Genomic DNA, 14,596 nt, shown 5'->3' on the forward strand with positions numbered 1-14,596 from the left:
GAAACGCAATTTGTGCTACCCCAAGCAACTGGCCGGCGCCATCAAAGCCCGCTGGGTCTGTGTGCAGGCTCATCAGCAACTCAAGGAAGAGCTCGGCCTGGACCACTTCGAGGGGCGGTCATGGAAAGGGCTGCACCGACACACGCTGATGTCCATGATCGCTCTCGCCTTCCTCCAGTCACTTCGCCTCAAGCAGGCCAAAGGGGGGGAAAAGAATTTCGGGCCCGCCACCGAAGCCGAGCTTGCCTGCAATCAGGCAAGCCATCATTGACCGTCTCACCAGGCCGCCGGACAAACCATGCCTGCACTGCGGATGCAGGCCCAGCGACCCTCCTCGCCAAAATATGCCAAAGTAGTGCTAGATTACACACGTCCGATCGCTCAAAACCGTAACGAACTCGCTTCGAGACATCTATTGTCGAGAGGCAGTGCCTTCGAATAGAGCCTTGCACGATTCGAGTGAAATCGCGTTACACCCTTGCGGAACATCAGCGTCTGGCAAGACTCCTCGTCCTTCAAGTATTTGCCCATCAAACATGGTAAGCTCTCTCGTCGGGATCTGCACCACTCCCCCATCGGGGAGCCTGAACATCTTTGACACCAACACGCTACCTGACGAACGCATGCCAGCGATCGTTCCATCTGTTTTCGCTCTGGCGAAGTAGGCAAACGCCTCTGCAGAGCTTGCAGTTATTGGACTGGTCAGGGTTGCGGCGCGAAACGGCGATGAGGTGACATGATCGCCCTCAGCCCTTATTTCGCCCTTCACACGCCTCCGATTTACGTAGCCAATAAGTTGGTTCGGGCCAAAGAACATTGCAGCAATCTCGCTCAAGACTGCCGTGCTCCCACCGAGATTTCGGCGAAGATCGAAGACGATATGGCGAGCGGTGATGCCTTCCGCCTGCTCACGTAATGACGCTGCAGCTTGCGGTGTAAATTCGTCGAACCTTACAAAGGCGATATCTCCACTCTTCGTAATGAGCGGTGGCCGCACAAACGACTGTCTATCACATTGGCGCTGCAGGTTTACGCTACGCACCTTGCCATCACGCATGGTTTTCAGTTCGAGCCTTGTCGTATTGCGTAGCTTTTTCGCACTTACACCCACCACTAGATCACCGACGCTCAAACCATGAGCTTCTCCGGGTCGGCCATGCTGAACGTCAATGATGCGAGGCAAGTTTCCACTTCTTCCAGCACTAAGGACAAGACCAAGAGGAGCGTAATAGACAGGTGTCGTAGGATCAGCCCGGCGCTCCTGCAAATCCTGCAGTATTTGTCGCGCAGAAGCATCCATTCGATGCAGTACGGTCACCGGACGTTTGTCTACGGGCAGCGACTGCGCAATGTCGGGGCCCTTTGAAGTGAATTTAGCGAGTTCAAGGGTCACTTTGCGCTTGTTTCCCATCGGGTCGGTCCAAGTTGTTCGGAGACGGTGGTCAATCGCAGGCTCCCAGCTAATAAGGTGCCATCCGACCGTCGGCCCGGAGATATCAATCCCTGCTTCTGGGCGCAGATCGGCGACCACACGTGGCATAATTCCGGGGCGGACATTCTGAACGACCAGCCCAAAGCAAGCGAACAAGTCGGCCTCGACGACCGGACTCGCTACTGTTCCAACTCTGCCGGAAAACTCTTCCGGTGACCAAGCATTAGCGTGGGACACTTCCAATTTGAGTAAAGCAGGGCGGAATGCAACGCTGTAAAGCTCCGAACTATCATGGGCCTCTGCGGCTGCGATTCTCACCCGCTTTTTGAATTCCTCAAATGCAATGCCGGTGAACTCTGCATCATAATATTCATTATGCATCAAGACAAAGAACGATTCCAGAACCTCATTTTTCTCGTCATGCGGCGATTTACTGCAGCTGAGGATAATAAAAATTATCGCCACGAGAAATATATGATTTCTTGCCATAAAATCTCACAAAACGGACGATTTCGGAGAAAGTCGGTGACGTTCGATCAGTGCATCCAAATCAGCCAGGCTCAGCTTGGCCAAGTCTTCTTCATGATCGATGACGCCGCTAGGCTTGCTCATGACCTCATGGCTATAGCGCAGTCCGTGCTCGTGCAACTTCTATGGGTTCGCAACCTAAGGCTCCTGAGGGGGGGAGGGGTGGCAGCGTTCCACACTCTCGAGCGGACCTGTCGGTAAAACCGAGTTTGGCTGAGTTGGCGCTGCTGCTGCCCCTCCCCCCACCACGCGCCTGCTGCTGCAACATCGGCCCCCGTGGCCCTTTGCAACGTTTGGATTGCGCCAAAGCAGGAGAGCCGACGCCGGGCTGCCCACCAGCCGCCCCGCACCTGCGGCGCGCCCCAAACCCATTCAAAACAGGAAACCACACTATGCCCAAGTTAAAACTCGATGCGACGGAATGCCTCGTCGCGACCTGCCCTGAAGGCAGCGACACCGCTTGCGAACAGATGACTGTTCGCCATAAATGCGCTTGATTGCGCACTGTCAATTTGGAGCTATGAAAAGCTCATGAGGAACGAGGGCTGCGAATCCAGTCGGTGGCGCTTTGGCCGTATCCTGTTCGACGAAGCTGGCGGAATGCTGGTTGTTGACGGACAGACGGTCGAGATCGACCGCAGTTGCATCGCGCTGCTCACCGCGTTGCTACGCCGCGCAGACCAACCGATCGGCAAGGATGAATTGCTTGAAACCGGCTGGCCGGGCCGCATCGTACATGAAAACTCGCTCGCCAAGGCAATCAGCCGGTTGCGCCATGCAATGGGTGAGGACGGCGCGCGAATAGAGGCGGTTTATGGCAGCGGCTATCGCCTGAGCGGGCCGGTACAGCGCATCCATGCCATATCGCCAAGTGGTTCCGGTGAGGTGGGGATTTTCGCGCGCTTGCGTGTCCGCCTGTTCGGTAACTCCCTCAGAGCAATGGCCACATGCGGCATCGTTGTTGTCGGGACGATACTGATCCTGGGTGGGCTGGCCGCCTGGTGGGCCATGTCGATGCGGGCACAAGTGGCCGACCAGGAACGCGACGTCGAAGTATTGCTGACGTTCCTGTCATCCGATGTTCTTGCCGCGGGCGATCCGTATGCGCCCAGTTATCAGGATCAGTCGCTACGCCAGGTTGTCGAACGAACCGCTGCGACGATGGATAGCAGGCTGCCTGAAGATCCCGCCGCGCGTGCGCTGCTGCATCGTACAATCGCGCAAACTTTTTCAGGTTGGGGCGAATATGAAAAGGCAGTCAGCCATTTCGACCGCGCTCAGGTGTTGAATGCGCGGCTGTATGGCGGCCGTGCGCGTCAGAATATTCCGATAGACATCGGGCTGTGTCAAAACCTGCGTCTGGCCGGTGAGACGCGGCGGGCAGAGCGCATCTGCCTGCGTGCAGAGCAGGTGGCGCAAGCGATCGATTCGCCCCTCCTGAGTGCGGCACAGACGGCGCGTGCCAAGCTGCGGTTCGAGATTGGCGAATATAGCTATGCCGCCGCCACGCTGGCCCGTGTGCTGGAGAATTCCGCAGCGCTGTCGCCCAACGAGCGCGCCGATGCCGAATGGTTTTATGCGCTCTCGCAACGTAAGCTCGCGAGCTTCGATCTGGCCGACGACGCGTTTCGGCGGCACCTGAAGCTCCGCCAGGATACATTTGGCGCATCGCACCCGCTCACTGCCTGGGCCCATGCCGATTACGGCGATTTTCTGGTGACGACGGGCGATTATTCCAAGGCTGAACGGCATCTTGCGGCGGCGCAGCAGGCGTTTGACGCGACTCTTGGCCCCGATCATCCGGAAGCGCTCTCGCCCAGCTACAGCCGCGCGGTCGGCGCGTTGTGGCGGCGCGATTGGGCAAGTGCGCGATCAATTCTTCGTCCGTTACTGGCGCGTTATCGCGATGCGCTTGGGTCCGATCACTTCTGGACTCTCTATGTGATGAGCGAACTGGCGCTGGCGGAGGCGCATATGGGAGAGGCCGGGGGCGCCGACGCCTTGCTGCGTGAGGCGCGGCAGACAGGTGCGCGGGTGCTCTATGGGCGCGAGGGGAAGGCGGCACATTTCCATATGCGCTGGTCACGCGCGTTGGCTGCGCTGGGCAAGGCCGACGAGGCCGAGGATGAACGGCGCCGCGCCTTTGAGGCGATGGATCACAGTGGATTCAGGCCTGACCATCCCTGGCGCGCGCGCTTGCATTGTCTGGCAGCGCGGATCGCGCAAGTGCGTCGGGACGAATCCGGGGCGCAGCAAGCCGGAAAGGCATGTCTCTCCGCTTTGAGCGCGATCGAAAACCTTCCGGCAACCTATCCGGCGCTGGCGGAAGCGAAAATGCTGGCGACTGCAGAGCTGAGTGGCAAGCGCTGACTTTTATGTAAGCTGCTGTTAGATAAAATAATTCAAGATTTTCAGAATCTCGGGAATGAAGTTTCAACCTCTTTTCAGAGGTAAAGGAAAGACATCCAGCCCGATTTGGGAAAGCTTTCCCGCCATCGACAACCGCGAATGGATGTGTGCGGGCGATGGCCTGTTGCAAGCGAACATTGCTGATACTCACGGCAGCAGCGACCCTGCTGCTGCCGGGCGGCGTCGCTTCCGCGCAAGAGGCGCGTTGGGCGCCACGAAATGTCGAAGTCACGGGGCGCAGTGAAGCCAGCGGCTGTGCCGCCGCACGCACGCAGGTCGCGGCAGAGGCGCGCAAATATCTCGGGCTGAATATCCGCGAATGCACCTGCCGTGCCATCGCGTCGAAAGGCAACGGACCTTCGGCGGGATACCGCTGTCGCCTGACATATGAAGTTCTGGTGCGGATGAGTTCCAGGTAGCGAAAGGATTTTGCGATGAAATCGAATGCCAGAATTCTGACAATGGGAACCGCGCTGGCCATGCTGGCCGGTACTGCCAGCGCCACAGCCGCGCAGAGCGGTGTCAGCTACTATCATTGTCACGTCGCCAATTATTACTCGAAGGGCGGGAAAAACGGGGGCGGAAAAATGGTGTTTTACCACTCCGCCCTGTTCCCGGCGGCGAAAGGCATGGACCTCGCCGCCCGTGAGGCGATGACCGACCGTTTTCTGCACTATGTCGAGGCGAATTATCCGGCCGCCGACAAAATGCGGGAAAAGCGCTGCAGTGCGCTGGATGACAAGGCTCAGGCCGAGAAAATCTATCAATATCAAACAACCACAAGGATATACGAGCACGTCATTACCAAGTGGCGGCAGAGTGGCCGATAGGATTGGTCATCGCTGTGCGGCCCGTGGTCCCTGGGCGACACAAATTCTGGAAGAAAGAGGGGAATGAACGATGAGGAATGAAATATGGGGAGCCGCCACGCTGGGTGCGGTGCTGCTTTCAGGAGCGGCGCTTGCGAAAGAGGGCGTTGTCTATCAAACCAAAGGCCGCGGTTATGGCGAAACGCAGAGCGCCGCCTGCGATACCGCCAAGCGCGTAGCTCTCAGTTATGCAAGCAACCCACGGCACAATCAGGCGTATAGTTCGTGCAACTGCGGGCATGCCGCGTTCAGCAAGAACTCAAAATACAAATACGTTTGCACAGTAACTTCTTACAATCGCACGCCTGACAGGCCCGATCGCCCGAAAGGCAGCGGCACCCCAAGATAACCAGGCCGCATCGCAATTATCCTGCGCCAAAGGGAGGTTGTTATGAAACGTGAGGTTGCGGCCTGGATGCTGATCGGGATGTCGGTTGTAGCTTTTCATGATGCACCCGCCATCGCGCAATCGCTCTCCGCTGGCGATTATGAGCAGTGCCGCGTCTATAAGGATGGCCGCTCCATCGGATTTGACAGCGTGTGCCTGGAAGCGAAGCGGGCGGCGATCCGGCGGCTGGAGGACGACGATGGATATCGCCCCCGTTATCGGAGCAGGCACTACGGCAGCCGCTATTCCAGCGCCTATCGCTGCCCGCACTGGGCCAATGGCGGGCGGGGTTACAAGGCTACCTGGTATTCGGACGGTCGCCCGCCGTCGCTGACGGGCATCTACACTTATGATGCAACGCGGGACGGACGCCCCTGCATTCCCCATCCGACCTATTACGGATCGGGCTATCCATAGAGGAAACCGTGATGACACCCTTTGCAAAGAAATGCCTTGCTGCGATGGCCTCTGTCGCATTGCTTCCCGTGCCCGCGCAGGCGGAAACGGCACGTGAGATCGACGGCTATCTCGACGACATCTACAAATATGACGTGAAGTGGTTCAACGACTGCGTACGCAAGCAGGAACTGTCACGGAGCTGTGGCGACAACGCCGCTGCGCGGATCATCTGCGATTATCAGGCGATCATGATCGTTGCCGACGAAAGCGGGCTAGCAAGGCGCTATAACGTCGAGGTTGCTAGGCTGGCCAGCCTGATCGGCAAAAACGCGGACTATATCCAGGAACTGATCGATCGGGGGCACATGGAAGACACCGCCAAGCTGAACACGAGCGGGATGCGTCGCTATTGCCGTTCGATCAGCTCGGCTGTTTTCCCATAACAGGACCGATTGCCAATCAGGAGGTGGAGCTCATGCTATCAAAGTTGCTTTTACGTGTTGTGCTGCTGGTCGCGCTTACTCTTGGTCACGCCACCGGCGCGGGGGCTCAACCGTCGGCCTCGCTTCCCGCTATTCCCTCGCCTTGGGGTGGCAGCTTGTCCGTGGCGGACCAGAAGGCGTCGGCGGCTGTGCGCCCTGCGCTGGCCGATGCCAACTGGAACCATGAAGTATGCGTTATCGCCTATGCTTATGAAGAGGCGGAGCAGAAGATGACCGCCAATTGGGAAACGCTTCAGCGCCGAAAGGCCGATTTCGACAGCGAGACCTGGGCGAAGCTTGAGCAGGAGATGGCCCAGAAGCGGCAGCATATTGCCCGGTACACGCGCAATATTCCCAAGTGCAAAGGCCAGTTCTTCCGCCCCGCGCTGGAAAGCGTCTGTGCCAACCTTGAACATCCCAGCCGTTTCTGCCGCCAGTTGCAGGAAGGGGTGTTGCCGGGTGTCGAATTGATCGACGATCGGATGGAATTCGCTCACGGTCTGGCCTGGAACAAGATTGGCGACCTGTTTTCAAAAGGCGTGCGTTTCGCGCCTTCGCGCTGGCTTTCAGGTCCGGCGGGCAGCGAAGACACACCGCCACTCTTTCCGGTGAGAGTCACGCCCGATGGCAATTACGTTTTCGAAACCGAGAACGGCCCGCGCGTGGGCCTGTTTATGGACGATCTGCTGTACCATCTGCGTAACGCCCGGACGAGTTACATAGAGGCGGCGGCCGACACCGGCATACATTATATCGCTGCGACAAACGGGGCATTTCGCGCCGATGGCAGCGAGCCGCCAACGGGGCTGGGCCAATGGGCCTTCAGCATCGACATGATGCGCAAGCCCAAGGACGAAGTGGCCGAACTGGACCCGGCTTATATGGAGGATATGCGCGCTAAAACCGGGCTGGTGACCGACCTTGGCGCATTCTGGCAACTTCCCCGCTTGCACCTGCAAGCGCAAGTCTATGACATATTGGTTCAATCGGATTTTGCGCGACTTGCCGTCGAATTGCGCGACGGATCGCATATCGCTCTGAACGGCCGGGCATGGTTCCAGACCGCGCCCGACGATGGCTCCCCACGGTTCGGCACCAGCTATGCCAGTTATCAGGTCCATGCGATGATGGAGCCTTCGGTGGATGACATGCGCACCGTTCTGCGGGCGGATGCGGCCTATCTGACGGCCCAGTTCGAAATGATGGTCGAAGACGGTTCGATCGATGTCATCACTCTGCGTACCCCTCTGACGGGAATAGGCGATGCCTGGGCGGCGATGAATGCCGAACATGGCAAGACCCGCCGGCATATCGACAAAACCATGCGCGAATGGGATGGACGCGTTGCGGCAAAGGAACGCGAACTGGCCAATTTGAAAGCCAAACGTGCCGCCGCGCTGGCATCGGCCGAAGGCGAAGCGCGCGCGTTTATCGCGGCGAATGGCTATTCTCGCGATTGCCGCCCCGCACCCGGCGCGAGCGAGCTGGCCAGCGCCTCTACAGATGCGATCAGGGCGCGAATTCGCGCAGTGGTGGAATGCGACAAGCAATGGACCACGCGTGCCGTCGCGATCAGGGCTCAACTGCAAAAAATGCAGGGGACGTATCGGTCGCTGGGTGGCGCCGCGCCTTTCATCCGCGATGAAATTGCCCGCTGGAACAGCGCGCTGGCAGCGCGGAACGAAGAAGCGGAGCGTTTCAACCGCGATCTGACCGCTCGCAATCAACGGGTGGAGGCCGACAATCGCCGCATCGCGCAAGCGAATGCAAGCCGCCCGCCGGCCCGCGCCACTTCCGCATCGCAGCGCCGTTACCGCAGTCAGGTCCGGCGGCGGTCCTCTTCAAGCAACAAGCGGAGCGCGGCCGATGCTTTTTACGAAGCGCAATCGAGGCCTTATGTTTCGATGTTCCGTGACGTCACCGTGCCGCCCAAGCCCACGGGGTACATGGGCACGGGGTATTGGTGATTGGGGGGAACGGGGCAATGAACAAACTGGTTGCAAGTCTGCTGGTGGTCGTGATGCTGCTGGTCGGTGCCGTCATGTACCTGCTGGGCAATCGGCACGGTGCGATCGAAAGCAACGCGCGCGACACGCCGACCGCCGTTGCCAGCGAGGGCGGGGAAGCAAGGGCAGCAGAGGCAGACGTGAAGCCACAGGCGATTGACTTGCGGCAAGCGGTTCGCGTTGGCATCGATGGCCCGCATGCCGATGCATGTCGAGGCGTCGGATCGGTTGCAAACCTTTCGGCCAACGACACGCTTTCGGTGCGCGAAGGGCCGAATGCCAAAGCCAGACGGATCGATAGCCTGAAGGACGATGCCCCGGTTTATATCTGCGACCAGAATGCCGACGGTAAATGGATCGGCATTGTCTATCAGGCGAATGGCTATCTGCCGACAGACGACAAATGCCGGGCGGAGGAAAATGTCGGCAGTGTGCGCCCCTATGAAGGGCCGTGCCTGACCGGGTGGGTTTCGGCAAAATATGTCGTTCCGCGCGGGCAGGACAGCGATGAACCCTATGTGCCCGAACCCGCCGCCAGCAGCCGCTATACCTTTGATGCCGAAGGCTTCGGCTCGTCCGAAGTGGTAGCAGCGAACTACCTCTATTTGAAAGGGGATGGCCGCACCAAGGAGGAAGGCGGCACAGTGGTCGATCGCGGCAAGCGAACCTGCAACAGCACAGGGCAGGGCGGTGAACGGGCATGGGTTTGCCGGACGACCTACACTTATGAGAAATGAGACGGGTCTTCGCTTGCATCTGATGCGACTGGCGCATCTGGCGCGTATCGCGGTGCTGGCCATGCTGATGGCGGTATGCTTGCCCGCACGCGCGGAACCCGCTGGCGAGCCGGAAAGCTGGGGCTATCTCCACGCGCAATGTATGCAGGTGCAGGTGGCCGAACCGCGAAACATCTGCGAAGTGGGGCCGCGCGACGAACCCCGCCTGGCGATTATCGTCAGCAATATCGTGCGTCTGGACAGCAAGGCGTTCGATCCGCACGCCCGCTTTATTGCAGAGCTGAAGCGTCTCCACGGTCTCGATATGACCCCGCGCGAGGCGGGGCCTTTGGCGAGCTGGCAATTTGCCGAAGCCGCACAGGTCGAGGCTATGCGTATCACTCGCCGGGTCGAACGGGGGAAGGTGGCCTTCCTTGCTCTGTCGCTCGAACCCGAACGGCTTGCGGATGAACCGACAGCCGAAGAGAGCGCGCATATCCCGCCGCCGCTCCCCGACGTGACCGTGGCATGGCAGGGCGAAAACCTGACTGTCTGGCGCACCGATACGGCCTGCGGGCTGCGCGACAGGAATGGCAAGGACATCCTCCCGCCGCTGGTGCACGACCCTTTTGGCGAGGCAGGCGAGGGCTGTCCGTTTCAGATTGCGCCGGGCTATGATCTTTATGCCTTCCACGTCGAACGCAACGGCGCGATCTGCGGTGCGAAAGGCATTTGCACCGAGGTTTACGACCCTGACGGCAACCAGATCCTTGTGGCCGACTATTCGCCCCATCTTCTGACTGCCCACCGCAGCCTGCACAACCTCGGCCTGCTGGTTATGGGAGAGCGGATCCAGCGCCTGTGGTCGTTTCCAGAGCGGCGCTATATTTCAGGGCAATTGCCCTTCCTCGATCTGAACGCCGATGATCGCGTGCTGGTTGGCGACGCGACGATCCGCCATAATCGCGTTGCGGTGACATTCGAACGCCACCGCACCCCTGCGACCGAAGCCTCCGCTGATACGGCCGATGAATATGCGCTCTTCTTTCTCGATACCCGCCGGTTCGAGGATGTCATGTTGGCCGATCCGTCTTCTTCACGCGCCCCGATCGAGACACCTCCCGCGTTCGCGCAGTACGAAACGGCCGCTATCGATGTCTGTGCAGACAATTCGGGATGGTTATCAGGTGATAATCGGCGTGCCGAGGGGTATCTGAAGGATAGTTACTTCGAATTCGACAAACATTTCCGTGTTTTAAGCGGAGCATTTGCAGGTGATATCGGAGTAAAAAGCACCGATTCCACGCGCCTTGAAAATCTGACGGCGCGGCTCGATGCGCTGATGTCGCGCCTTGCCCGCTTGCTGACCGGGGTGGCCGCTCCGGCGGACAGTCTGGCAGTAGCGATCGTCGCTAACTCGTTCGAATTGCAGCAACCCGAACAGGCGCAACCCGGTGACGGACACACTGCATGGCTAAGGGCTGCACTGGCAGAGGAAATGATCCAGAGCGACGATCCCGCCGCCACCATCCATGCAGGAGCGTATATCGACGCCTTCCTGACCTCGCTGGGTAGGGTTCGCTATGGACTTCGGCAGCTCGAAACGCAGACGACCGAGCGTGATCGTGAAGCGACCCTTGCGCTTCTGCGCGCGAATGCACAGGCGCTGCTAAGCGACTGGCGCGATGGGTTTAAGCCGGTTCTCAAAAGGGCGATTTTCGGGGAAACGCCACGGCTGGCCGAACGTCTTCACCGGCGTGTTCGTGCCATGTGTCCGGCAGATTGAAGCGTGGTTGTCCGCCAAGCCTTTCGGGTGATCGGCCTGATACTGGCAACCCTGCATTGCACCGCATTGGCAGGAGAAAACACACCTTCGTCCCCGTCGGATATTTGCGCCAGTCATGCCGACTGGGTCGACGATGACCCGGAAGAAACTGCCCGCGCGTTCGAGGAAGCGTTCCGTGAGTTCGACCGGCGCTTTACTGCCTTTTCAGCTCGCCTTGCCGAAGCCTTTGAATCGGAAGCTCATCTGCCAGAGCCAGCTACGATTTCCGGCCTGCACACGGGGATCGTGGAACTCTACCTTACCCTCGCACAGCTCATTCCGATGCGCGATGCAGGTAATGAAGCATGGCCGTTGAAATTTCTTGAGGAAGAAATGTCGAGCGGCATTCCTTTACCTGATTTCGATCCACCAGACCGACAGGAAGTGCTGCGCGCTGCATTCTTGCGTGAGATCGTATCGGTTCCGTTGGCAGGGCCGGAAGGGGCGCATGTTCGCTTTATCGCACGCCTGGAATTGACTCGCTCTTTGCTGGAACCGAGAGAGGAAAGCGGCAGGAGCGAGAGCGAGATGGGCGCTCTGCACATACTGGCGACTGGTGCGCTCGCTGAAGCCTATGATGCTGATTTTCGGCGCCCGGCTTTGCGCGTGCTGAACGGTGCCTTTCACACCAATCTCGCCAGTCGGCTGAGATGGCAGGTAGTGCGGATGTGCAGGGAGGCCAGGGAATGATCGTCCGATCCGCGATCGCCGGGGCGCTCGTATCGACCACTTTCATGCTTGCCGCTTGTGGTAACGGCAACCTGCTCGCTTATGAACGCAAAGGGTTTTCTGTCTGTTATGCCGATGGGGGAGCTTGGGCCGGTGAGGGTATTGCGGCGCGCTATGTTGAGGAAAGTTTCCACGATCTCGAACGCCATTTCAGCCCTTTTCTAGACGATGTGGAGCAGGCGGCAGCCAGGGCCGCGTCCGAACCGCGGGCGAACTGGCCCGTGCGTTTCGCGCCTCTCCACAACGAAATGCAGGCGAACATCGTTCGCCTTGGCCGGCTGCTTCCCCGTATGAGACGACCGCTCGACCTCGGGCCAATGGCGGTCCAATTGGAGGAAGGCAGGATCTGGTGGCCCCGTGGCGACCATCATACTGAATATCTTGCGGTTGCTCTCTCCGAGGAGTTTGCTGACCATCAGAACTTAGGGCACCATGTGGCGATCTTCTTGTCCAGCCTCGAGCGGGTCGAGGCAATGTTGCTCGACCTGAGATATGCCGAGACAGACGATCCCGCCTCCGACTTGTCGAGGCCGCAGGATTTGGCCGACGCCGTCCGGCAATTGCGAGAGAACTGGGAGGATGGCGCGCGTCCGGGCATAATGCAGGTCATTTTCGACCGACCAGACATTCCGGAAAACGAGACTCTGTCCTGGCGGCTGCAGACCCGGGTGATGGCAATCTGCGACAGCGGCAGCACATGCTCCGGGGATGCAAGCGACAATTGCGGTGGCGCAATGAGTAACGGGTTGACCGGCGAACCAATGGACAGCGGGTTATGAGTGAACCGTTCTTGTTACACCCGTTGCGTATCCCGTCCGGCTGGACGCTGCGGCACAACAATTTTGTCGATGCCCCGATCGAGCACTCCTACTGGGACTATGACGGTTGCTTGTTACTCGCCTACCACGCCGAATGGGATCTGCTGATCGATCTTGAATGGTTACGTGGATCGTCGACGGGACGCCCTGCAGAAGCGGCTCGTTTTCTGCTGCGTGTGATGCATGGCGATCGGCCCGGTCGTGAATTGCAGTGCTTCGAATCCCGCGATCCCGCAGCCGTTGTGATCGAACTGGAGCGATTGCTTGCGGACCTGCCCGTCTACTACCTGCCAAGCGTCCGCTATGCCGATTATTCGAACGAAGAAGTTTACATGCTGATGCAGCTCTACAAGGTGATGCTCAAGCTGCGATCCGAAGACCCAATTTTCGCTGCAAGTTGCCAAATCTCTGATGTATGGATCGAGAGCGGGCTCATGAAAATCGCGCCGATGGTCGAGCGCTATTGGCAGAATCTGCCCCCGGAAGTGAGAGAACGCACCAGTCCGATAGAGACGAACTTCTGCCCATATGTGCTGCGCCAGTGCGACTGGACCCATTTGGGGCGGGAAAACGAAGATGACTTGATTGCTCGCTTGGATGCACATTTCAGGGATAACGAGGGATGAATGATGCACCCAAAGCGGAACGCGAAGATTCAGAGTTCTCCGGGATGACGGATTGCTTGGAAGTACGCGATTACCCGCTCCATGCGCTTTGCATCCCCTAAGGATGACTGGTCGACTATAACCAGTTTTACGATATGCCTCTGACTCACCCCATGGCCTGGTCCGTTTTGTGCAGTGACTCGCTGCTCATGCTCATGCTCATGCTCATGCTCAGGCGGCGCGATGGGCTGCTCAATCTGAGCTGGGCGCCTGCCGAAAACCTTGATGGCGGCTATCTGCGATGTGTGTTGAAGGGTTACCATTGTGGGCAGAAGCTTCATTCTTTCAAGGGCAGCGATCTTGGGGCTGTGATTGGAGAGATCGAAAAACTGCTCGATGCAATTGGAAGTTTCTATTTTGCGCCGCTGGGCGACGAGGCTGCATGATTACCAGTATTCGGACGACATGATCGAACGAGAACTCACGTCCGATGTCATCGACGACATTCTCGCCCTCGGTCCGATCGACGACTTGCGGGTACTGCCGATCGCGCTTTCGATGGACCCACCGGAGGGTGTGGATGTCGAGCGCATCTGCCTCGACCTTGCCTTTCATAAGGATGCCTGGGTGCGGGGAAATGCGCTCACGGCCTTCGGCCACCTCGCCCGTGTTCTCGGCAAGCTGGACAAGCAGAGCCGCATCAAACAAATTCTCGAGACCTCACTCTCCGACGAAGAGCCGCTAGTTTGCCGACGTGCCGGTGACGCCATCTCCGACATCGAGACATTTCTCGGTTGGCGTTTTCAAAAGAAGAAGCCAGCGCCACTGCCTCGCGTGCCTCGAAATATTTCGACGAAGGCTTGCTACCGGACATATCTTATAGTTGATGAAGAATCGCATATCCTTGTCGAACGCTCCGCTTCGCCATCCAGTGGTTTCGCGACCGATCCGCGCGGTTTGTCCTTAGCCAATGAATGGCGGCTCCCGGGTTTCAGCCTGACCGAGCCATTATCTCGCAACGCACAGGCGCTGGAGGATCGCTGGACGATGCGTTACCCCAAGGTCTGGCTGAATGAATCGAACCGGTTTGAAGAGTTGGCGGTGGTGCGCGCGACCCAACTAGGAGAAAGAAGCATCCATCGCTGGCAGGATTGGGTCGAATTGCGGTGTCGGGCATATTTTGTCTGGGTACGGGCGGACAACCCCTACACTCCTGCCGATCATATTGAACATCGCTGGCTGACCACCCAGGAATTCATGAGCGGCGAGCCGGTTGGTGCACATGATCGCTATCTCTTGGCACTCTTCAATGACTATTCCGTGCGGGAAATGGGCTATGGGTCATCTTTCATCTGACCGCAATTGCATATCGATCTGTTTGCGGTAGGGC

The 14,596-nt window shown here is 58.7% G+C and carries 14 protein-coding genes and 1 pseudogene; 14 read left to right on the plus strand and 1 reads right to left on the minus strand.

The annotated features are described in order from the left end of the window. A pseudogene (locus CV013_RS15235) lies at positions 1-271 on the plus strand (IS701 family transposase); the annotation flags it as partial. A 141-nt stretch (positions 272-412) separates the two neighbouring features. On the opposite strand, the gene CV013_RS15240 reads toward CV013_RS15235, so the two are convergent. Continuing rightward, positions 413-1,921, minus strand: a complete 1,509-nt coding sequence (locus CV013_RS15240) for a S41 family peptidase (RefSeq protein ID WP_102156560.1) — start codon at positions 1,919-1,921, stop codon at positions 413-415. 570 nt (positions 1,922-2,491) lie between these two features. Between CV013_RS15240 and CV013_RS15250 the strand changes: the two genes are divergently transcribed. The 13 genes from CV013_RS15250 (at position 2,492) to CV013_RS15315 (ending at position 14,562) form a co-directional block, all read left to right on the plus strand. Next, a complete protein-coding gene (locus tag CV013_RS15250; RefSeq protein WP_102156562.1) occupies positions 2,492-4,330 on the plus strand; it encodes a tetratricopeptide repeat protein in 1,839 nt (612 codons plus the stop codon). Between the two features lie 176 nt (positions 4,331-4,506). Next, complete coding sequence (locus CV013_RS15255; protein ID WP_123639999.1) at positions 4,507-4,788, plus strand: hypothetical protein; 282 nt, start codon at positions 4,507-4,509, stop codon at positions 4,786-4,788. A gap of 15 nt (positions 4,789-4,803) precedes the next feature. Beyond that, a complete protein-coding gene (locus tag CV013_RS15260) occupies positions 4,804-5,199 on the plus strand; it encodes a hypothetical protein (protein ID WP_102156564.1) in 396 nt (131 codons plus the stop codon). A 430-nt stretch (positions 5,200-5,629) separates the two neighbouring features. Further along, positions 5,630-6,043: a hypothetical protein gene (locus tag CV013_RS15270; RefSeq protein WP_102156566.1), complete on the plus strand. Its 414-nt coding sequence runs from the start codon at positions 5,630-5,632 to the stop codon at positions 6,041-6,043. Positions 6,044-6,054: 11 nt separating this feature from the next. Then, positions 6,055-6,468, plus strand: a complete 414-nt coding sequence (locus tag CV013_RS15275; protein ID WP_102156567.1) for a hypothetical protein — start codon at positions 6,055-6,057, stop codon at positions 6,466-6,468. Positions 6,469-6,512: 44 nt separating this feature from the next. Further along, positions 6,513-8,474, plus strand: a complete 1,962-nt coding sequence (locus tag CV013_RS15280) for a hypothetical protein (protein ID WP_123640000.1) — start codon at positions 6,513-6,515, stop codon at positions 8,472-8,474. Between the two features lie 17 nt (positions 8,475-8,491). Continuing rightward, entirely contained in the window at positions 8,492-9,250 is a 759-nt protein-coding gene (locus CV013_RS15285; protein ID WP_102156569.1) for a hypothetical protein, read from the plus strand. Then, complete coding sequence (locus CV013_RS15290) at positions 9,240-11,015, plus strand: hypothetical protein (protein ID WP_123640001.1); 1,776 nt, start codon at positions 9,240-9,242, stop codon at positions 11,013-11,015. The genes CV013_RS15285 and CV013_RS15290 overlap by 11 nt, the downstream gene beginning before the upstream one ends. 3 nt (positions 11,016-11,018) lie before the next feature. Beyond that, positions 11,019-11,744: a hypothetical protein gene (locus CV013_RS15295; protein WP_123640002.1), complete on the plus strand. Its 726-nt coding sequence runs from the start codon at positions 11,019-11,021 to the stop codon at positions 11,742-11,744. After that, entirely contained in the window at positions 11,741-12,562 is an 822-nt protein-coding gene (locus CV013_RS15300) for a hypothetical protein (RefSeq protein WP_102156572.1), read from the plus strand. The genes CV013_RS15295 and CV013_RS15300 overlap by 4 nt, the downstream gene beginning before the upstream one ends. After that, the gene (locus CV013_RS15305) at positions 12,559-13,227 is read left to right on the plus strand and encodes a hypothetical protein (protein WP_102156573.1); all 669 of its coding nucleotides are present in this window, start codon (positions 12,559-12,561) and stop codon (positions 13,225-13,227) included. Before CV013_RS15300 ends, CV013_RS15305 begins: the two co-directional genes overlap by 4 nt. A 152-nt stretch (positions 13,228-13,379) precedes the next feature. Then, complete coding sequence (locus CV013_RS15310; protein WP_123640004.1) at positions 13,380-13,652, plus strand: hypothetical protein; 273 nt, start codon at positions 13,380-13,382, stop codon at positions 13,650-13,652. Then, complete coding sequence (locus CV013_RS15315) at positions 13,603-14,562, plus strand: hypothetical protein (protein WP_123640005.1); 960 nt, start codon at positions 13,603-13,605, stop codon at positions 14,560-14,562. Before CV013_RS15310 ends, CV013_RS15315 begins: the two co-directional genes overlap by 50 nt. Positions 14,563-14,596: the final 34 nt, after the last annotated feature.

The organism is Tsuneonella flava (assembly GCF_002870965.1).
Classification (GTDB): Bacteria; Pseudomonadota; Alphaproteobacteria; order Sphingomonadales; family Sphingomonadaceae; genus Tsuneonella; species Tsuneonella flava.